The organism is Streptomyces sp. BA2, from assembly GCF_009769735.1.
Taxonomy (GTDB): domain Bacteria; phylum Actinomycetota; class Actinomycetes; order Streptomycetales; family Streptomycetaceae; genus Streptomyces.
The window spans coordinates 2,569,446-2,588,321 of sequence record NZ_WSRO01000002.1; the positions used below are offsets into that span (position 1 = coordinate 2,569,446).

At 69.4% G+C, this 18,876-nt stretch carries 19 protein-coding genes and 1 pseudogene; 7 read left to right on the forward strand and 13 right to left on the reverse strand.

Going from position 1 to position 18,876, the window contains the following annotated elements; genetic code table 11:
* Positions 1-34 precede the first annotated feature (34 nt).
* On the reverse strand, positions 35-610 hold the full coding sequence (locus tag E5671_RS14260; RefSeq protein ID WP_160504337.1) for a TetR/AcrR family transcriptional regulator: 576 nt from the start codon (positions 608-610) through the stop codon (positions 35-37).
* Positions 610-942 (reverse strand): annotated as a pseudogene (locus E5671_RS14265) (DMT family transporter); the annotation flags it as partial. The gene E5671_RS14260 and the pseudogene E5671_RS14265, both read right to left, overlap by 1 nt.
* A gap of 217 nt (positions 943-1,159) precedes the next feature.
* Here E5671_RS14265 and E5671_RS14270 point away from each other — a divergent pair.
* The gene (locus tag E5671_RS14270) at positions 1,160-2,188 is read left to right on the forward strand and encodes a DUF7847 domain-containing protein (RefSeq protein WP_160504339.1); all 1,029 of its coding nucleotides are present in this window, start codon (positions 1,160-1,162) and stop codon (positions 2,186-2,188) included.
* A gap of 56 nt (positions 2,189-2,244) precedes the next feature.
* Here the strand turns inward: E5671_RS14270 and E5671_RS14275 are convergent, their stop codons facing one another.
* The 8 genes from E5671_RS14275 to E5671_RS14310 form a co-directional block, all read right to left on the reverse strand.
* Positions 2,245-2,580 carry a metal-sulfur cluster assembly factor gene (locus E5671_RS14275; RefSeq protein WP_160504340.1) on the reverse strand — a complete coding sequence of 112 codons (336 nt, stop codon included), beginning with the start codon at positions 2,578-2,580 and terminating at the stop codon, positions 2,245-2,247.
* Positions 2,577-3,047, reverse strand: a complete 471-nt coding sequence (sufU, locus tag E5671_RS14280) for a Fe-S cluster assembly sulfur transfer protein SufU (RefSeq protein WP_160504341.1) — start codon at positions 3,045-3,047, stop codon at positions 2,577-2,579. Before sufU ends, E5671_RS14275 begins: the two co-directional genes overlap by 4 nt.
* Positions 3,048-3,063: 16 nt before the next feature.
* Complete coding sequence (locus E5671_RS14285) at positions 3,064-4,332, reverse strand: SufS family cysteine desulfurase (protein ID WP_160504342.1); 1,269 nt, start codon at positions 4,330-4,332, stop codon at positions 3,064-3,066.
* Positions 4,329-5,093, reverse strand: a complete 765-nt coding sequence (gene sufC, locus E5671_RS14290; protein ID WP_160504343.1) for a Fe-S cluster assembly ATPase SufC — start codon at positions 5,091-5,093, stop codon at positions 4,329-4,331. Before sufC ends, E5671_RS14285 begins: the two co-directional genes overlap by 4 nt.
* Positions 5,094-5,098: 5 nt before the next feature.
* Positions 5,099-5,416: a bifunctional 3-phenylpropionate/cinnamic acid dioxygenase ferredoxin subunit gene (locus E5671_RS14295; RefSeq protein ID WP_160504344.1), complete on the reverse strand. Its 318-nt coding sequence runs from the start codon at positions 5,414-5,416 to the stop codon at positions 5,099-5,101.
* Positions 5,413-6,594, reverse strand: a complete 1,182-nt coding sequence (sufD, locus tag E5671_RS14300) for a Fe-S cluster assembly protein SufD (RefSeq protein ID WP_160504345.1) — start codon at positions 6,592-6,594, stop codon at positions 5,413-5,415. Before sufD ends, E5671_RS14295 begins: the two co-directional genes overlap by 4 nt.
* A 65-nt stretch (positions 6,595-6,659) precedes the next feature.
* The gene (sufB, locus tag E5671_RS14305; RefSeq protein WP_160504346.1) at positions 6,660-8,081 is read right to left on the reverse strand and encodes a Fe-S cluster assembly protein SufB; all 1,422 of its coding nucleotides are present in this window, start codon (positions 8,079-8,081) and stop codon (positions 6,660-6,662) included.
* On the reverse strand, positions 8,078-8,809 hold the full coding sequence (locus E5671_RS14310) for an ArsR family transcriptional regulator (RefSeq protein ID WP_160504347.1): 732 nt from the start codon (positions 8,807-8,809) through the stop codon (positions 8,078-8,080). The genes sufB and E5671_RS14310 overlap by 4 nt, the downstream gene beginning before the upstream one ends.
* A gap of 161 nt (positions 8,810-8,970) precedes the next feature.
* On the opposite strand from E5671_RS14310, the gene E5671_RS14315 reads away from it, so the two are divergent.
* From E5671_RS14315 to E5671_RS14330, 4 genes are all read left to right on the forward strand, one after another.
* Entirely contained in the window at positions 8,971-9,783 is an 813-nt protein-coding gene (locus tag E5671_RS14315) for an aminoglycoside N(3)-acetyltransferase (RefSeq protein ID WP_160504348.1), read from the forward strand.
* 46 nt (positions 9,784-9,829) lie between these two features.
* The gene (locus tag E5671_RS14320; RefSeq protein WP_160504349.1) at positions 9,830-10,756 is read left to right on the forward strand and encodes an ABC transporter ATP-binding protein; all 927 of its coding nucleotides are present in this window, start codon (positions 9,830-9,832) and stop codon (positions 10,754-10,756) included.
* Positions 10,753-11,523 (forward strand): ABC transporter permease, encoded by a 771-nt coding sequence (locus tag E5671_RS14325; protein WP_160504350.1) that lies wholly within the window; start codon positions 10,753-10,755, stop codon positions 11,521-11,523. The genes E5671_RS14320 and E5671_RS14325 overlap by 4 nt, the downstream gene beginning before the upstream one ends.
* 104 nt (positions 11,524-11,627) lie before the next feature.
* Positions 11,628-12,617: a COX15/CtaA family protein gene (locus tag E5671_RS14330; protein WP_160510185.1), complete on the forward strand. Its 990-nt coding sequence runs from the start codon at positions 11,628-11,630 to the stop codon at positions 12,615-12,617.
* A gap of 4 nt (positions 12,618-12,621) precedes the next feature.
* Here E5671_RS14330 and E5671_RS14335 read toward each other — a convergent pair whose 3' ends face one another.
* The 3 genes from E5671_RS14335 to E5671_RS14345 all read right to left on the reverse strand — a co-directional run bounded on the left by E5671_RS14335 (position 12,622) and on the right by E5671_RS14345 (position 15,220).
* On the reverse strand, positions 12,622-13,710 hold the full coding sequence (locus E5671_RS14335; RefSeq protein ID WP_160504351.1) for an amidohydrolase: 1,089 nt from the start codon (positions 13,708-13,710) through the stop codon (positions 12,622-12,624).
* Between the two features lie 104 nt (positions 13,711-13,814).
* Positions 13,815-14,171, reverse strand: a complete 357-nt coding sequence (locus E5671_RS14340; protein ID WP_160504352.1) for a hypothetical protein — start codon at positions 14,169-14,171, stop codon at positions 13,815-13,817.
* Between the two features lie 95 nt (positions 14,172-14,266).
* A complete protein-coding gene (locus E5671_RS14345; protein ID WP_160510186.1) occupies positions 14,267-15,220 on the reverse strand; it encodes a heme o synthase in 954 nt (317 codons plus the stop codon).
* 388 nt (positions 15,221-15,608) lie between these two features.
* On the opposite strand from E5671_RS14345, the gene tkt reads away from it, so the two are divergent.
* Positions 15,609-17,717, forward strand: coding sequence for a transketolase (tkt, locus tag E5671_RS14350; protein ID WP_160504353.1), 2,109 nt, complete (start codon positions 15,609-15,611; stop codon positions 17,715-17,717).
* Between the two features lie 35 nt (positions 17,718-17,752).
* The gene (tal, locus tag E5671_RS14355) at positions 17,753-18,871 is read left to right on the forward strand and encodes a transaldolase (protein WP_160504354.1); all 1,119 of its coding nucleotides are present in this window, start codon (positions 17,753-17,755) and stop codon (positions 18,869-18,871) included.
* Positions 18,872-18,876 lie beyond the last annotated feature (5 nt).

An 18,876-nucleotide genomic window follows, 5' to 3' on the forward strand; every position in this document is an offset into this window, starting at 1 on the left:
CTAACCGGCGGCACACCACCCGGGCGAACCGGTCTCAGGGTCCGGGCTCCCGCGCGGTACCGTCCGCCCCCTTCGCCGGCAGGAGCCGGTTGAACACCTCGCGGGCGTACGCCTCGTCGTACCGCGCGCCAGTGAGCAGCACCTGCAGAGAGATGCCGTCCACGAGCGCGACGAGCGCCTGCGCGGTGACGGGGTCGGTGCGCCGCCGCAGTACCTCGGCGAACCCGTCGCCGCACTCGGCGGCGACGGGGCGCAGCGCGGGCTTGCGCAGGGCGGCCAGATAGAGCTCGTACTCCAGCTCAAGCTCGGTGCGGTCGCCCGCGAACCACTCCCCGAGCATGGCGGCAAGATCGTCGGCGAGATCGGCCCGCGGGTCATCGAACGCACCGCGCGCGGCGACGACCTTGGCGAAGCCCTCGTTGGCCTGCCGCAGCGCGGCCACCATCAGCTCGTCGAGTGTCTTGAAGTGGTACGTGGTCGAACCGAGCGGCACATCGGCCTCCGCGGCGACCGAGCGATGGCTGAGCCCGCCTATCCCCTTGTCCGCCACCACCCGGATCGCGGCGTCGATGATCCGCTGGCGCCGCTCGGGGTCGTACCGGCGGGCCATCAGTGCGCACCGCCGAGGTTGAGCACGACGACACCGGCGATCACGAGGCCGATCCCCGCGACCTTGACCAGGCTGGTCGACTCCCCCAGGAACAGCATCCCGATGGCGGCGACCGCGGCGGTCCCGATCCCCGCCCAGATCGCGTAGGCGGTGCCGACGGACAGCGTCTTCAGTGTCTGCGCGAGCAGCGTGAAGGCGATCACATATCCCACGACGGTGATCAGCGAGGGCCAGAGCTTGCTGAACCCTTCGCTGTACTTCATGGCCGTCGTCCCGGCCACCTCCGCCGCGATCGCCGCGGCCAGCAGTCCGTATCCCATGCGTACGAGTGTACATAACGTTGTGTACGGGCGTACGCAACGCCGGAGGGGAAACCGGTTAAGGTGACGCGATCACTGTGGGGGGCCACAGCGAGCACACGCGGAACACCGCACGGAGCTACGGAGCACAAGAGCGATGTCAGACACATCGGGGTGGGGACCACAGGGGCCGTATCCAGGGCCACATCCAGGGCCGCATCCAGGGCCGTATCCGCCGGGTCCGTACGGCGTGCCGCCGGGCTGGGGCTGGGCGCCGCCGCCCCCGCCGCCCAAGCCCGGCGTCGTCCCCCTCGCGCCGCTCGGCGCCAACCACATCATCGGCGGCGCGTTCGCGACGATGCGGCACTACGCCAAGCCGCTTTTCGGCACCGCCGCCGCGGCCTACGGCCTGCTCGCCGTCGGTCTCGTGGCCGGTCTCGGGCTCGCCTACGTCGCGACCCAGGAGCACGTCAGCGCCATGTACGACCCGGGCGCGGACTTCTCCTGGGACGACGGCAGGCCGATCCTCGTCGCGTTCGGCCTGGCGTGGCTGCTGTTCATGCTCGCCACGCTGGTCGTCAACTCGTTCATCCAGGCCTCGTGCGCCGCCACGCTGCACGAGGCGGTCCTCGGCCGCCCGGCGACGTTCGGCGCGGTCTGGCGCAGAGCGTGGTCGCGGACGCCGTCCGTGCTGGCCGTGACCTTGCTGCTCTCGCTCATCCTGATGCTGCCGGTGGCCGCTTTCGCGCTGGTCCTCTTCTCCATCCTCTTCCTGATGATGACCCAGTCGATCATCCCCATCGGCCTGGTCTTCCCGCTGTTCCTGGTGACGATGCCGCTCGCGGCCTGGCTGTACGTCCTGTTCGCCTTCGCCCCGGCGGCCGCGGTCCTCGAAACAGCGGGCCCCTTCACGGCGTTGCGGCGCTCCGTGCGCCTGGTGCGCGGCGCCTGGTGGCGCACCTTCGGCATCTCGCTGCTCGCGGGCCTCATCGTGGTGGGCGTCTCCCTCGCCCTGCGACTCCCCCTGCAGTTCGCCGCGCCGACCCCGCCCCCGGTCGACCCGGACGACTCCGCTTCGGCCTACCTCCTGGACCAGCTGCGCTCCCAGTTCGGCCTGTACGCCGTCCTCGGCCTGGTCGGCAGCTTCCTCACCCAGCTGGCAGCCACGGTGTTCCTCCCCCTGGTGACCGCCCTGCTCTACATAGACCGCCGCATCCGCAAGGAGGGCCTGGCGCACACCCTGACTGAAGCCTCGTCGGCCCCGCAGCCCGTGCCGTAGAAAACAGTTCGGCCCCCCGCGCCGAAGCGCGGGGGGCCGAACCATGGGTACGTGTCTCAGACGTTGAACCCGAGCGCGCGAAGCTGCTCGCGGCCGTCGTCCGTGATCTTGTCCGGGCCCCACGGCGGCATCCAGACCCAGTTGATCCGGAGCTCGTTCACGATGCCGTCGGTGGCGGACTTCGCCTGGTCCTCGATGACGTCCGTCAGCGGGCAGGCCGCCGAGGTGAGCGTCATGTCGATCGTCGCGATGTTCGCGTCGTCGACGTGGATGCCGTAGATCAGGCCGAGGTTGACGACGTCGATGCCCAGCTCGGGGTCGACCACGTCGTACAGCGCCTCGCGGACCTCTTCTTCCGAGGCCGGCTTGGTCAGAGTTTCGTTCTCGCTCATGCGGTCTTCCTCTCAGCGACGTCGTCGGTACCGAGTGCCTGCGCCGTCGCGTCCTTCCACGCCATCCAGCTCAGCAGAGCACATTTCACACGCGCCGGGTACTTCGAGACCCCGGCGAACGCGACGGCGTCCTCCAGGACCTCCTCCATCGCGTCGTCCGGCTCCAGCTTGCCCTTGGACTGCATCAGCTCCAGGAAGACCTCCTGGACCTTCTGCGCCTCGGCGAGCTCCTTGCCGACCAGCAGGTCGTTCAGGACGGACGCGCTGGCCTGGCTGATGGAACAGCCCTGGCCCTCGTACGACACGTCGGCGATCGTCGACCCGTCGTACTTGACGCGCAGCGTGATCTCGTCGCCGCACGTCGGGTTGACGTGGTGCACCTCGGCGTCGCCATCGCGCAGACCGCGCCCGTGAGGGTGCTTGTAGTGGTCCAGGATGACTTCCTGGTACATCGAATCCAGCTTCACGTTCCCGGTCAGCCCCTCAGCCGAAGAAGTTCCGTACGTGCTCCAGGCCGTCTACGAGAGCGTCGATCTCGCCGGGCGTGGAGTACAGATAGAACGACGCTCGCGTGGTCGCAGGAATTCCGTAACGCAGGCAGACCGGGCGGGCGCAGTGGTGACCCACGCGGACCGCGATGCCTTCCTCGTCCAGGACCTGGCCCACGTCGTGCGGGTGGATGTCGCCGAGCGTGAAGGAGATCGCGGCGCCGCGGTCCTCGGCCGATGCCGGGCCGATGATCCGGAGGTCGGGGACCTCCAGGAGGCGCTTGACCGCGTACTCGGTGATCGCGTGCTCATGAGCGGCGATCTTGTCCATGTCGATCGCGGACAGATAGTCCACGGCCGCGCCCAGGCCGACGGCCTGGGAGACCGGGGGCGTGCCCGCCTCGAACTTGTGCGGCGCGGGAGCGTACGTCGACGAGCTCATCGACACGGTCTCGATCATCTCGCCGCCGCCGAGGAACGGCGGCAGGTCCTCGAGCAGCTCCTGCCGTCCCCACAGGACGCCGATGCCCGTCGGGCCGCACATCTTGTGGCCGGTGAAGGCCACGAAGTCGGCCTGCAGCGCCTGCACGTCCAGCGGCATGTGCGGGGCGGCCTGCGAGGCGTCGATGAGGACGAGCGCGCCGACCTCCTGCGCGCGGCGGACGATCGCCTCGACGGGGTTGTGCGTGCCCAGGATGTTCGAGACCAGGACGAAGGAGACGATCTTCGTCTTCTCCGTGATGATCTCGTCGATGTTGGACAGGTCGAGCCGGCCGTCGTCCGTGAGACCGAACCACTTCAGCTTCGCGCCCGTGCGCTGCGAGAGCAGCTGCCACGGCACGATGTTGGAGTGGTGCTCCATCTCCGTGATGACGATCTCGGTCTCGTGGTCCACGCGGTAGGGCTCGTCGGCCCAGCCGAGCATGTTGGCCACGAGGTTGAGCGACTCCGAGGCGTTCTTGGTGAAGATCACCTCGTCGCGGCTCGGCGCGTTGATGAACGCCGCGACCTTGTCACGGGCGCCCTCGTACAGCGCCGTGGCCTCCTCCGCGAGGACGTGCACGCCGCGGTGGACGTTGGCGTTGTGCTTCTCGTAGTACTCGTTGAGTACGTCGAGCACCTGGCGCGGCGTCTGGGACGTCGCCGCGTTGTCCAGGTAGACGAGCTTCTTGCCGTCGTGGATCGTGCGATCCAGGATCGGGAAGTCCTTGCGGATCGCCTCGGTGTCGAGGAGGCCGGAGAGCCCCTGGTGGGCCACTGTCACGCGGATACGCCACCCTTCGTGTAAGCCTCGTAGCCCTCGGCCTCGAGCTTGTCGGCGAGCTCGGCGCCGCCGGACTCGGCGATGCGGCCGTTCGCGAAGACGTGCACGAAGTCGGGCTTGATGTAGCGCAGGATGCGCGTGTAGTGCGTGATCAGCAGGGTGCCGACCTCGCCGGTCTCGCGGACGCGGTTGACGCCGTCCGAGACCTGGCGCAGGGCGTCGACGTCCAGGCCGGAGTCCGTCTCGTCGAGGATCGCGATCTTCGGCTTGAGGAGCTCCATCTGGAGGATCTCGTGGCGCTTCTTCTCACCGCCGGAGAAGCCCTCGTTCACGTTGCGCTCGGCGAAGGCCGGGTCCATCTGGAGCTGCTCCATCGCGGACTTGACCTCCTTCACCCAGGTGCGCAGCTTGGGGGCCTCGCCGCGGATCGCCGTCGCCGACGTACGCAGGAAGTTGGAGACCGAGACGCCGGGGACCTCGACCGGGTACTGCATGGCCAGGAACATGCCGGCGCGGGCGCGCTCGTCGACGGACATCTCCAGGACGTCCTCGCCGTCGAGGGTGACGGTGCCCTGCGTGATCGTGTACTTGGGGTGCCCCGCGATGGAGTAGGCGAGCGTCGACTTGCCGGAGCCGTTCGGGCCCATGATGGCGTGCGTCTCGCCCTGCTTAACGGTCAGGTCGACACCCTTGAGGATTTCCTTGGTGCCGTTCTCGACCTCGACGGTGACGTGCAGGTCGCGGATTTCAAGCGTTGCCATGTGCCTCAGGACTCCTGGGTGAGGGAGACGAGCACATCGTCCCCTTCGATCTTTACGGGGTATACGGGGACGGGGCGCGTCGCGGGGAGGCCGGACGGCTTGCCGGTGCGGAGGTCGAAGCTGGAGCCGTGCAGCCAGCACTCGATCTGACAGTCCTCCACCTCTCCCTCGGAGAGGGAGACGTTCGCGTGCGAGCAGATGTCGTGGATCGCGAACACCTCGCCCTCGGTGTTGACGACCGAGACCGGCGTGCCGTCGAGTTCCACCCGCTTCGGGGTGTCCTCCGACAGCTCGCTCAGGCCACAGGCGCGTACGAATGTCATGCCGCCGACGCCTCCAGCTCCTCTTCGATCTTGGCGAGGAGGCGCTCTTCGACGTCGGGCAGGCCGATCTGCTGGATCAGCTCGGCGAAGAAGCCGCGGACGACCAGGCGGCGTGCCTCGCCCTCCGGGATTCCGCGCGACTGCAGGTAGAAGAGCTGCTCGTCGTCGAAGCGGCCGGTCGCCGACGCGTGTCCGGCGCCGACGATCTCGCCGGTCTCGATCTCGAGGTTCGGCACGGAGTCGACGCGGGCGCCGTCGGTCAGAACCAGGTTGCGGTTCATCTCGTACGTGTCCGTGCCCTCGGCCGCGGCCTCGATGAGGACGTCACCGATCCACACCGCGTGGGCGTCGTCGCCCTGGAGCGCGCCCTTGTAGACGACGTTCGACTTGCAGTGCGGCTGGTTGTGGTCGACCAGGAGGCGGTGCTCCTGGTGCTGGCCGGCGTCGGTGACGTACAGGCCGAGGAGCTCGGCCTCGCCGCCCGGGCCCGCGTACTCGACGCGGGGGTGCAGGCGGACGACGTCGCCGCCGAAGGTCACGACGACCGACTTGAAGGAGGCGTCCCGGCCGATCAGCGCGTTGTGCTGGGCGATGTGGACGGTCTTCTCGTCCCAGTCCTGGACGGAGACGACCGTGAGCTTGGCGCCGTCGCCGACGATGAAGTCGACGTTCGCGGCGAGCACGGCGTCACCGGTGTGGTCGATGACGACGAGGGCCTCGGCGAACGCGCCCAGCTCGATCACCTGGTGCGCGAAGGCGATGCCGCCCTCGCCGTGCACCGCGATGCGGATCGGCTCGGTCAGGACCGTCTCCTTGGGGACGGTCACCACCGAGGCCTTCTCGAAGGAGCTGTAGGCCTGCGCGGCGACGCGGTCGACGGGCTTGCCCGCCTTGCCCACGCGCGCGTCGTCACGGCCGACGGTCTCCTGGGTCACGCCCGCCGGGGCGCTCACCTCGACGCGGATGCCGCCGGTGGCGACCGCCGTGCCGTCGTGCAGCCCGCGAAGGCGCTCGAGCGGCGTGAACCGCCACTCCTCCTCGCGACCGTGGGGGACCGGGAAGTCCGCCACGTCGAAGGACGGGGGAGCGCTCATGCGGGTGGCGACGGTGGACTCGGCGGCCACCGCGATCGATCCGGCGGTGGTGGACCCCACCGGGATGTTCTGAGCCTCAGCCATGGCTGTCGTCGTGCTCTCTCTCTGGGTCAAGAAGTCAGTCGCTGCTACGGGGGACGCGGCCGGTCTTAACCGACCGAACCCTCCATCTGCAGCTCGATCAGCCGGTTCAGCTCCAGGGCGTACTCCATCGGCAGCTCCTTGGCGATCGGCTCGACGAAGCCGCGGACGATCATCGCCATGGCCTCGAACTCCGTCAGACCGCGGCTCATCAGGTAGAAGAGCTGGTCGTCGGAGACCTTGGAGACGGTCGCCTCGTGGCCCATGGACACGTCGTCCTCGCGGACGTCCACGTACGGGTACGTGTCCGAGCGGGAGATCGTGTCGACGAGCAGCGCGTCACACAGGACGTTCGACTTCGATCCGGCCGCGCCCTCGCCGATCTCGACGAGACCGCGGTAGGAGGTGCGGCCACCGCCACGCGCCACGGACTTCGAGACGATGTTGGAGGAGGTGTTGGGCGCCATGTGGACCATCTTGGAACCGGCGTCCTGGTGCTGGCCCTCGCCCGCGAAGGCGATGGACAGCGTCTCGCCCTTGGCGTGCTCGCCCATGAGGTAGACGGCGGGGTACTTCATCGTCACCTTGGAGCCGATGTTGCCGTCGATCCACTCCATGGTCGCGCCCTCGTACGCCACGGCGCGCTTGGTGACCAGGTTGTAGACGTTGTTCGACCAGTTCTGGATCGTCGTGTAGCGGCAGCGGCCGCCCTTCTTCACGATGATCTCGACGACGGCGGAGTGCAGCGAGTCCGACTTGTAGATCGGCGCCGTGCAGCCCTCGACGTAGTGAACGTAGGCGTCCTCGTCCACGATGATCAGGGTCCGCTCGAACTGGCCCATGTTCTCCGTGTTGATGCGGAAGTAGGCCTGGAGGGGGATCTCGACCTGCACGCCCTTGGGGACGTAGATGAAGGATCCACCGGACCACACGGCGGTGTTCAGCGACGCGAACTTGTTGTCGCCGACCGGGATGACCGTGCCGAAGTACTCCTTGAAGAGCTCCGGGTGCTCCTTCAGCGCCGTGTCGGTGTCCATGAAGATGACGCCCTGCTCCTCCAGGTCCTCACGGATCTGGTGGTAGACGACCTCGGACTCGTACTGGGCCGCGACACCGGCGACGAGGCGCTGCTTCTCCGCCTCGGGGATGCCGAGCTTGTCGTACGTGTTCTTGATGTCCTCGGGCAGGTCCTCCCAGGACGCCGCCTGCTTCTCCGTGGACCGCACGAAGTACTTGATGTTGTCGAAGTCGATGCCCGACAGGTCCGAGCCCCAGTTGGGCATGGGCTTCTTGTCGAAGAGCCGCAGGCCCTTGAGGCGCAGCTTCGTCATCCACTCGGGCTCGGACTTCTTCTGCGAGATGTCCTTGACGACGTCCTCGTTGATGCCGCGCTTGGCGGAGGCCCCGGCCACGTCGGAGTCGGCCCAGCCGTATTCGTACGTGCCCAGACCCTCGAGTTCGGGGTGGGCAGTCTCCGTGGGGAGCGTCATGCGGGGTTCCTCCCGGCCGTGCTTGCGGATGCGTTGTCGGTGGTCTGTGAAGACTGTGGGGCGTTGCGGGGGATGAACGTCGTGCAGACGCCGTCGCCGTGGGCGATGGTGGCGAGCCGCTGGACGTGCGTCCCCAGGAGGGCGGAGAAGATCTCCGTCTCCGCCTCGCAAAGTTGTGGGTACTGCTCGGCGACGTGGGCGACCGGGCAGTGATGCTGGCACAGCTGTTCGCCTACCGGCGCGCTGCGAGCCGTAGCAGCGTACCCGTCGGCGGTCAACGCCTTCGCGAGAGCCTCGGTGCGCTGCTCGGGGGGCGCCGCGTCGATCGCCTTGCGGTACGCCACGGCCTGGGCGGCCATCCGGTCGCGGGCGAAGTCGACGACCGCTCCTTCGCCGTGCCGCTCGCTGATCCAGCGCAGGGCGTCGGCGGCGAGCTTGTCGTACGACTGGTCGAAGGCGTCCCGGCCGCAGTCGGTGAGCGCGAAGACCTTGGCGGGGCGGCCGCGGGTGCGGGCGCCGTAGATCCGCTGCTCACGGGGCTCGACGACGTTCTCGTGGGCGAGTGTGTCGAGGTGCCGGCGCACGGCGGCCTGGGTCAGGCCGAGGCGGGCGGCGAGGTCGGCCACCGTGGAGGGGCCGTGGTCCAGGATGGAGCGCGCGACCCGGTTGCGCGTCGATCGCTCCCCGGTCGCGAGTTCCTCCTGCGGAGCCTCGCCAACGTTTTTCACAACGCCATTGTTGCGTAATTCCTCAGAGCCTGACAACCCGCGTCCGGATCACGGTCCGGTGCGCTACATCACTTAGGCATACCTAAGCTGACCTGCGGAAATGATCACTGATCGATCAAATCGGTGGCGCGTGAAGACCTGGGCGAGGAGACTCCCTGACCATGTCGACACCCCCTCCGACCGGGCCTTTGTGTACGCGGGCGTCCCTCGCGGCCGACCTCCGGAAGCTCGGCGTGAGCCCCGGCGAGACCCTCCTCGCGCACTCCTCGCTGAGCTCTCTGGGGTGGGTCAGCGGCGGCCCCGTAGCCGTCGTCCAGGCACTTCTGGACGCACTGGGCCAAAAGGGAACCCTGGTGGTCCCTACACAGTCCAGCGACAACTCCGACCCGGCCGAGTGGGAGAACCCACCCGTGCCCGAGTCCTGGTGGCCCCAGATCCGCGCCTCCATCCCCGCCTACGACCCGCGCACCGCCCCCACCCGAGGCGTCGGCGTGATCCCCGAGGCCGTACGGACCTGGCCCGGAGCCCTGCGCAGCGCCCACCCGCAGACCTCCTTCGCCGCGGTCGGCCCCCGCGCGGCAGCACTCCTGGAGGGCCACGCGCTGGACTGCCGCCTCGGCGAGCGCAGCCCGCTGGCCCGCCTGGAGGAATCGGGCGCCCGGGTGCTGCTGCTCGGCGCGGGCTTCGGCTCCTGCACCGCCTTCCACCTGGCCGAGTACCGGCTCCCCGCCCCCCAGGTCGAGAACTCCTTCGCGGTCATGACCCCGGAAGGACGCCGCTGGACGACGGTGCGCGAGACCTCGATCTCCGAGGAGCGCTTCGACGAACTCGGCTCGGACTTCGAGCGGGACCGCCCCGTGGTGCGCGGCACGGTGGGCGCGGCGACGGCCCGGCTCTTCCCGGTGGCCGACGCGGTGGCGTACGCGGAGAAGTGGCTGGACACCCACCGCTCACGGGCCGAGTGGGCGGGCTGACAGCCCCCTGCCCGCGCCCCCTCCGCCCCTCTCTAGACTTCCCGCCATGGGAAATGAGTCCGTCGTCCAGGTCACAGGACTGGTCAAGCGGTACGGCAAGAAGACCGCGGTGGACGGCCTCGACCTCCGGGTCCGCGCGGGCACCGTCACCGCGGTCCTCGGGCCGAACGGCGCAGGCAAGACCACCACGATCGAGACCTGCGAGGGCTATCGCAGGCCGGACGCGGGCACGGTCCGCGTGCTCGGCCTCGACCCGGTCCGCGAGGCCGGCGCGCTGCGCCCCCGCATCGGCGTGATGCTCCAGTCCGGCGGCGTCTACTCCGGGGCCCGCGCCGACGAGATGCTGTCGCACATGGCGAAGCTGCACGCGCACCCCCTGGACGTGGGCGCGCTGATCGAGCGCCTGGGCCTGGAGAGCTGCGGCCGCACCACCTACCGGCGGCTTTCCGGCGGCCAGCAGCAGCGCCTCGCGCTCGCGATGGCCGTGGTCGGACGGCCCGAACTCGTCTTCCTGGACGAGCCGACCGCGGGCCTGGACCCGCAGGCACGCCGGGCAACCTGGGACCTCGTACGCGATCTGCGCACCGACGGCGTCAGCGTCATCCTCACCACGCACCACATGGACGAGGCCGAGCAGCTCGCCGACGAGGTCGCGATCATCGACGCGGGCAAGGTCATCGCCGAGGGCACCCCGGAAGAGCTGTGCCGCGGCGGCGCCGAGAACACCCTGCGCTTCTCCGGACGCCCCGGCCTCGACGTCGGCTCCCTCCTCAAGGCGCTCCCGCCGGACTCGGCGGCCGCCGAACTCACCCCGGGCGCCTACCGCGTGAGCGGCACGGTCGACCCGCAGCTGCTCGCCACGGTCACCTCCTGGTGCGCGCAGCACGGCGTGATGCCGGAGAAGATCGCCGTCGAACGCCACACCCTGGAAGACGTCTTCCTGGAACTCACGGGCAAGGAGCTGCGCGGATGAGCGCCGCCGGTACGTACACACCGAAGCCGGGCGCCGCCCCGCTCCCCCGCATGATCGCCGCGCAGGCGGCACTTGAGACGAAGATGCTCCTGCGCAACGGCGAACAGCTGCTGCTCACGGTCGTCATCCCCACGCTCCTGCTGGTGCTCTTCAGCGCGGTCGACATTGTCGACACGGGTGACGGCAAGGCCGTCGACTTCCTCGCGCCCGGCATCCTCGCCCTCGCCGTGATGTCGACGGCGTTCACCGGCCAGGCCATCGCCACGGGCTTCGAGCGCCGCTACGGCGTGCTCAAGCGGCTCGGCGCCTCTCCGCTGCCCCGCTGGGCCCTGATGGCGGCGAAGACCCTGTCGGTCCTGGTCACCGAGGTCCTGCAGATCGCGCTCCTCACGGTGATCGCCTTCGCGCTCGGCTGGTCACCGCAGGGCAACCCCTTCGCCGTACTCCTCCTCCTGCTCCTCGGGACCGCGGCCTTCTCCGGCCTGGGCCTGCTGATGGCGGGCACCCTCAAGGCGGAGGCGACGCTCGCCGCCGCGAACCTGGTCTTCCTCCTGCTGCTCGTGGGCGGCGGGGTCGTCGTGCCGCTGGACAAGTTCCCGGACGCGGCCCAGTCGGTGCTCGGCCTGCTGCCGATCTCGGCCCTCTCCGACGGCCTGCGGGACGTGCTCCAGGACGGGGCGGGGATGCCGTGGGGGAACCTCGGGATCCTGGCGGTCTGGGCGGCGCTGGGGCTCGGGGCGGCGGGCAAGTTCTTCCGCTGGGAGTAGGCCAGCGAGCACGGCCGGGCGTAAGCCGCGTCACAGAAGCACCGGATACGTCCCCCTCGTGAAGCCGTGCACAAGCGGCCCCCTACGATGGGCCCGTGCCAAACGTGACCCGAGCCGACGCCGCTCAAGCCGTGCGCAACCCGCTCGCCTTCATCGCCGAACGCTGGACCCCGCAGCAGCGGACCGTCCGGCACGCGGCTCTCATCTCGCTCGCGATGACGGTGTGCATCGTGGTCACCGGCGGCGCCGTCCGCCTGACCGGCTCGGGCCTCGGCTGCCCGACCTGGCCCAAGTGCACCGACGAGTCCCTGACGGCCACCCACGAGATGGGTTTCCACGGATACATCGAGTTCGGCAACCGCATGCTGACGTACGTGCTGTGCGCGGCCGTCGGCTGGGCGATCATCACGGCGCGCTCGCAGAAGCCGATGCGGCGCAGCCTGACGCGGCTCGGCTGGACGCAGTTCTGGCTGGTCATGGGCAACGCCGTGCTCGGCGGCATCGTGGTCCTCGTCGGCCTGAACCCGTGGACGGTCGCGGCGCACTTCCTGCTCTCCACCGCCCTGATCGCGGTCGCCGTCACGATGTGGCAGCGCACCCGCGAGGGCGACGGCGACGTACGCCCGCTGGTCGGCAAGGCCGTGGCGCAGCTCGTGTGGTTCCTGGTCGCGGCGTCCGTGCTGCTCATCGCGGTCGGCACGGTCGTGACGGGCTCCGGGCCGCACGCCGGTGACTCCAGCGAGGTGCCGCGGATGGGCTTCGACTGGGAGACCGTCAGCAAGCTGCACGCCGTGCTCGCCTGGATCGTGGTGACGCTGACGTTCGCCCTGTGGTTCGTCCTCAAGGCCGTCGACGCCCCCAAGGGCCCGCTGCACCGCACCCGCGACCTGTTCCTGATCCTGCTCGCCCAGGGTGCGATCGGCTATGTCCAGTACTTCACGGACCTGCCCGAGGTCCTGGTCGGCCTGCACATGTTCGGCTCGTGCGTGGTGTGGATCGGCGTGATGCGCGTGCTGCTCTCGCTGCGCGAACGGCCGTACACCACCGCCGATGTGCCGGCCCAGACGGGCGACTCCCAGCTGTCGGCCGTCTGAGCCGTCAGCTCTCCGAAAGGCCGTACACGCGCCGGGCGTTGCCCGCCGCGATGAGTCCCGCAACCCGCTGCGCGTCCGGCAGCGACCACGCCCCCTCCGCGACCCACCCGCCGAGCACGCGCCCCAGCGCCTCCCCGAAGAGCCGCGCGCCCACCACATGCAGCTCGGGGAGCCCGTGCGCGCCGCTGGAGAACAGCAGCTTGCCGAAGGGTGCGAGCTCCAGGATCTCGGCGAGCACGGCGGCCGCGCGGGCCCCCGTGCGCACCAGGGCGGGACCCAGATCGGCGTACACGTGCGGGAAGACGCCCGCGAGGTCCGCGGCATTGCGGTGGTACGGATAGCCGTGCAGCAGGACCAGATCGGTGCCGAGCCCCGCCGTCGCCCGCGCGAAGCCGCCGAAGTACGACTCAGGGTCCCCCGCCCCCGCGCGCAGTTGCAGCGGACGCCCCGACGCGACGGCGATCCACAGCAGATGCCTGAGCAGGACGGGGTCCTGGAGCGCCCCGCCCACCTGCCGCCCGGCGAGCCAGCGGCCCGCCGCTCCCCGCACCTCGCCGGGTCCCGGCGGTTCGGGGGCCAGGGCGAGACTGCGCCGGACGCCCGCGACGGAGGTGAAGGCGACGGCGTGCGCGGCGGCGGCGTGCACGGACTCGGCGAGATTGGCGAGGAACGAGTCGACGGTGCCCGAGGTGTCGGCCACCTGTTCGGCCAGTAATTCCAGGCGGACGATCTCGTGGGCGTCGGCGTCGCCGGTGGACGCCATCTCGCCGGGCCCCGTCAGATCGCCGGGCAGCCCCGTGTCCACGAGGTAGGTCGTGATGCCGCTCCCCCGGAGCAGCCGCCGCCCCGACTCCAGGACGCCCAGGTCGCGACGCCGGGCGAGGTAGCGGGCGGGCGGGCAGTGCGGTTCGAGGCCGAGCAGCGGCGGGCACCAGCGGCGTACGGCGAAGCCGGTCTGGGTGTCGAAGAAGGTGGTGCCGGGCGCGGGCGGGCCCTCGCCACGGCCGAGGTGGGCCTCGAAGGTGCCGAGGCCCAGCTCCGTACGCAGCACACCGTGGCAGTACTGGTCCACCAGGGACGGCGTTTCGATCATCCGGGCTCCCAGTAGGCGGACCGTGCTCCTACGGTCCTAACGGGTGACCCGGGCGTCAGGTGTTGCTTTCGGCCAGTCCGTCCCCAGCGGGACGTGCGGGACGCTCAGCCGTTGCTCGGACCGCCGAGCTGAATGCCCGCCATGCGCGACCACTCGTACGGGCCGGTCTTCACCTTGGCCGCGAAGTCACCGTCGAAGTCCTCGTGGACGGCGATCCCGGCCTTCTCGACGGCGCTCTGCGCGATGGCGTAGGTGGGCGCCACCAGGTCGCCCCAGCCGCCGTCCTCGCCGACCAGGACGATGCGGGTGCCCTCGTGCCCGATGTACGCGACCTGCCCCTCGGCACCGCCGTGCGCCTGGGCGAAGGAACCGATCTGCTTGGCCAGCTTGGCCGCCTTCTTCTCCGCGCGGGCGGCCTGCTTGCTGTCCTCAACCTGCTGCGTCTCTGCCGTGTCTGCCATAGCCAGGATGCTACCGACGGGTAGATCAACTGGCGACGGGCGGGGCGCGTGGTGTTCGACACCACGCGCCCCGCCCGTCGGCGAAGTCCTGAGACTCAGCGAAGGAAGGGGTCCACCGCGACCGCCACGAACAGCAGCGAGACGTAGGTGATCGACCAGTGGAAGAGCCGCATCTCCTTGAGCTTGCCGCCCGTGGCCTCCGCCTTGGCGCGGTTCTGCAGACCGTGCGCCTCCCACAGCCACCAGCCACCGGTCACGAAGGCCACCGCGGTGTAGAACCAGCCGGTGTAGCCAAGGGGCTGCAGCAGCAGCGAGACGGCGACCATCACCCAGCTGTAGAGAACGATCTGACGCGCGACCACTTTGTTCGACGCGACGACCGGCAGCATCGGCACGCCCACGCGCGCGTAGTCGTCCTTGACCTTCATGGACAGCGGCCAGTAGTGCGGCGGCGTCCAGAAGAACATGACGAGGAAGAGGATGACCGGCGCCCACGACAGGGAGTTCGTGACCGCGGACCAGCCGATGAGGACGGGCATGCAGCCCGCGATGCCGCCCCAGACGATGTTCTGCGAGGTGCGGCGCTTCAGGATCATCGTGTAGATGACCACGTAGAAGAGCAGGGCCCCCAGGGCGAGCCAGGCGGACAGCCAGTTGACGGCGAGGCCGAACAGCAGCGTGGAGGCGACCGCGAGCGCGATGCCGAACACGAGGCACTCGCGCGGGCTGACCATTCCCGTGACCAGGGGCCGCTGGGACGTACGGTCCATCAGGGCGTCGATGTCACGGTCGATGTACATGTTGAGCGCGTTGGCGCCCCCCGCCGACAGGTAGCCGCCGAGGCAGGTCACGAAGACCAGCCAGAGGTCTGGCACCCCCTGTTCGGCGAGGAACATCACCGGAACGGTGGTGATCAGGAGGAGCTCGATGATTCGCGGCTTGGTCAGCGCCACGAACGCCATGACACGGGCCCCGAGCGGCCGGTGGCTTGGGCTAGAGCTCGTCCCAATTGCTCCCGCTGGACGGGATTCAACGGCCGTCACGCACACCCCTGACAGAGACTTCCCAGCAAGCCGCGTCGGACGTTCAGACATGAAGATCCGGTAAAGGCTCGCGCGTACCACGCCACTGTAGACGTTGCCCATACCTCGCCCTTCGCGGGGGTGGGGTCGTGTTGAGCGGCGTGTTGGGCCGCCCGAAACACGGCCCGACATCCGTTCAGATGAGCGGCGCGGCACTCGTTCTGAGAGTCCAGATGAGCGGCTTCCAGATCACATGGTGAACACCGTGGATCCCTTTCGGGAGGCGGATACCGGCGCACCCCGGCAGTCTGGAATGACTCGAAAAAATGCACGTCTTTACAGCGGTAGGCTCGACATCGGCCGGTGGGATCTACATCGCCGGCATTCGACATGTGGAGAGGAGCCCTGACTCAGGGTGAGCACCAAGCCGACCACCACAGACCTCGAGTGGACCGAACTGGACCAGCGGGCTGTTGATACTGCCCGCGTCCTGGCCATGGACTCCGTACAGAAGGTCGGCAACGGCCATCCGGGTACGGCCATGAGCCTCGCGCCTGCCGCGTACACCCTCTTCCAGAAGGTGATGCGGCACGACCCCGCGGACGCCGACTGGACCGGGCGTGACCGGTTCGTTCTTTCCGCGGGCCACTCGTCCCTGACCCTCTACATCCAGCTCTACCTGGCCGGCTTCGGCCTGGAGCTCGATGACCTGAAGGCCTTCCGCACCTGGGGTTCCAAGACCCCCGGCCACCCGGAGTACGGGCACACCACGGGCGTGGAGACGACGACGGGCCCCCTCGGCCAGGGCGTCGCGAACGCCGTGGGCATGGCGATGGCCGCCCGTTACGAGCGTGGCCTGTTCGACCCGGAGACCGCTGCCGGCGAGTCGCCGTTCGACCACCACATCTTCGCGATCGCCGGTGACGGCTGTCTCCAGGAGGGCATCTCCGGCGAGGCGTCCTCGCTGGCGGGGCACCAGAAGCTCGGCAACCTCGTACTGCTGTGGGACGACAACCACATCTCCATCGAGGGCGACACCGAGACCGCGGTCTCCGAAGACACCATGAAGCGGTACGAGGCCTACGGCTGGCACGTCCAGCGCGTGGAGCCCAAGGAGAACGGCGACCTCGACCCGGCCGCCCTCTACAAGGCGATCCTGGCCGCCAAGGCGGAGACGGAGCGCCCCTCCTTCATCGCGATGCGCTCGATCATCGCCTGGCCCGCGCCGAACGCGCAGAACACCGAGGCCGCGCACGGCTCGGCGCTCGGCGACGAAGAGGTCGCGGCCACCAAGCGTGTCCTCGGCTTCGACCCGGAGCAGAGCTTCGAGGTCGCCGACGAGGTCCTCGCGCACGCCCGCGAGGCGCTCGACCGCGGCCGTGACGCCAAGGCCGAGTGGGAGAAGGGCTTCGCCGCCTGGCGCACCGCCCAGCCCGAGCGCGCCGCCGAGTTCGACCGCGTCGCCGCGGGCGAGCTCCCGCAGGGCTGGGAGGAGAAGCTCCCGGTCTTCGAGGCGGGCAAGGGTGTCGCGACGCGTGCCGCGTCCGGCAAGGTCCTCCAGGCGCTCGGCGCGGTGATCCCCGAGCTGTGGGGCGGCTCCGCCGACCTCGCGGGCTCGAACAACACCACGATCGACAAGACGTCGTCGTTCCTCCCCGTGGGCAACCCGCTGCCGGAGGCCGACCCGTACGGCCGCACGATCCACTTCGGCATCCGCGAGCACTCCATGGCCGCGGAGATGAACGGCATCGCGCTGCACGGCAACACCCGCATCTTCGGCGGCACCTTCCTGGTGTTCTCCGACTACATGCGCAACGCCGTCCGTCTCTCCGCCCTGATGCACCTCCCGGTGACGTACGTGTGGACGCACGACTCCATCGGTCTCGGCGAGGACGGCCCGACGCACCAGCCGGTCGAGCACCTGGCCTCGCTGCGCGCCATCCCGGGCCTGAACGTGGTCCGCCCGGCGGACGCGAACGAGACCGCGGTCGTCTGGCGCGAGATCCTCAAGCGCTACACCAAGGAGTTCGGCAAGGGCGCCCCGCACGGCCTCGCGCTGACCCGTCAGGGCGTGCCGACGTACGACCGCGAGGTCACCGAGGGCGCGGTCAAGGGTGGCTACGTCCTGTTCGAAGCCGAAGGGCCCTCTGGGCAGAGCACAGCTCCCGAGGTCGTCCTCATCGGCACCGGCTCCGAGGTGCAGCTCGCCGTCGAGGCGCGCGAGCAGCTCCAGGCCGCGGGCGTTCCGACGCGCGTCGTCTCGATGCCGTGCGTCGAATGGTTCGAGGCGCAGGACCAGGGGTACCGCGACAGCGTTCTGCCGCCGTCCGTGAAGGCGCGCGTGGCGGTCGAGGCGGGCATCGGCCTGACCTGGCACCGCTTCGTGGGTGACGCGGGACGCATCGTTTCGCTGGAGCACTTCGGTGCTTCCGCGGACGGCAAGGTGCTGTTCCGTGAGTTCGGGTTCACTGCCGACGCGGTGGCCTCCGCCGCGCGGGAATCGATCGACGCCGCCCAGCGCTGACGCCGATATACGACGAAGTAGGAGATGTAATCCCCATGACAGACGCACTCAAGCGCCTCTCCGACGAAGGCGTCGCGATCTGGCTGGACGACCTGTCGCGCAAGCGGATCACGTCCGGCAACCTCGCCGAACTGATCGACCAGAGCCACGTGGTGGGTGTCACCACGAACCCGTCGATCTTCCAGAAGGCGATCAGCAGCGGTGACGGTTACGAGCAGCAGCTCGCCGACCTCGCCGCCCGCAAGGTCACCGTCGAAGAGGCCATCCGCATGATCACGACGGCGGACGTCCGTGACGCCGCCGACATCCTGCGCCCGGTCTTCGACGCGACGGGCGGCCAGGACGGCCGTGTGTCGATCGAGGTCGACCCGCGCCTGGCGCACAACACCGAGGCGACGGTCGCCGAGGCCAAGCAGCTCGCCTGGCTGGTGGACCGCCCGAACACGCTCATCAAGATCCCGGCGACGAAGGCGGGCCTGCCCGCGATCACCGAGGTCATCGGCAAGGGCATCAGCGTGAACGTGACGCTGATCTTCTCCCTCGAGCGCTACCGCGAGGTCATGGACGCGTACCTGGCGGGCCTGGAGAAGGCGAAGGCCGCCGGCCTGGACCTCTCCAAGATCCACTCGGTGGCGTCCTTCTTCGTGTCCCGCGTGGACACCGAGATCGACAAGCGCCTCGACACCCTCGGCACCGACGAGGCCAAGGCCGTCAAGGGCAAGGCCGCGCTCGCCAACGCCCGCCTGGCGTACGAGGCGTACGAAGACGTCTTCTCGTCCGACCGCTGGGCCGCGCTCGACAAGGCGCAGGCCAACAAGCAGCGTCCGCTGTGGGCCTCGACCGGCGTCAAGGACCCGGCGTACAAGGACACCCTGTACGTCGACGACCTGGTCGCGCCGAACACGGTGAACACGATGCCGGAGGCGACCCTGGAGGCCACCGCCGACCACGGTCAGATCACCGGCAACACCGTCGCCGGTACCTACGACACCGCGCGTGGCGAGATCGAGGCCGTCGAGAAGCTCGGCATCAGCTACGACGACGTGGTGCAGCTGCTCGAGGTCGAAGGCGTCGAGAAGTTCGCGGCGTCCTGGAACGACCTGCTCAAGTCCACCGAGGCGGAGCTCAAGCGCCTCACCCCTTCGGAGGGCTGACCATC

Excerpts from the sequence above, each read along its gene's own strand:
- E5671_RS14260 (WP_160504337.1), bottom strand. The coding sequence starts at position 610 with ATGGCCCGCCGGTACGACCCCGAGCGGCGCCAGCGGATCATCGACGCC.
- E5671_RS14275 (WP_160504340.1), bottom strand. The coding sequence starts at position 2,580 with ATGAGCGAGAACGAAACTCTGACCAAGCCGGCCTCGGAAGAAGAGGTC.
- sufC (WP_160504343.1), bottom strand. The coding sequence starts at position 5,093 with ATGGCAACGCTTGAAATCCGCGACCTGCACGTCACCGTCGAGGTCGAG.
- E5671_RS14295 (WP_160504344.1), bottom strand. The coding sequence starts at position 5,416 with ATGACATTCGTACGCGCCTGTGGCCTGAGCGAGCTGTCGGAGGACACC.
- sufD (WP_160504345.1), bottom strand. The coding sequence starts at position 6,594 with ATGGCTGAGGCTCAGAACATCCCGGTGGGGTCCACCACCGCCGGATCG.
- sufB (WP_160504346.1), bottom strand. The coding sequence starts at position 8,081 with ATGACGCTCCCCACGGAGACTGCCCACCCCGAACTCGAGGGTCTGGGC.
- E5671_RS14315 (WP_160504348.1), top strand. The coding sequence starts at position 8,971 with ATGTCGACACCCCCTCCGACCGGGCCTTTGTGTACGCGGGCGTCCCTC.
- E5671_RS14320 (WP_160504349.1), top strand. The coding sequence starts at position 9,830 with ATGGGAAATGAGTCCGTCGTCCAGGTCACAGGACTGGTCAAGCGGTAC.
- E5671_RS14325 (WP_160504350.1), top strand. The coding sequence starts at position 10,753 with ATGAGCGCCGCCGGTACGTACACACCGAAGCCGGGCGCCGCCCCGCTC.
- E5671_RS14335 (WP_160504351.1), bottom strand. The coding sequence starts at position 13,710 with ATGATCGAAACGCCGTCCCTGGTGGACCAGTACTGCCACGGTGTGCTG.
- E5671_RS14340 (WP_160504352.1), bottom strand. The coding sequence starts at position 14,171 with ATGGCAGACACGGCAGAGACGCAGCAGGTTGAGGACAGCAAGCAGGCC.
- tal (WP_160504354.1), top strand. The coding sequence starts at position 17,753 with ATGACAGACGCACTCAAGCGCCTCTCCGACGAAGGCGTCGCGATCTGG.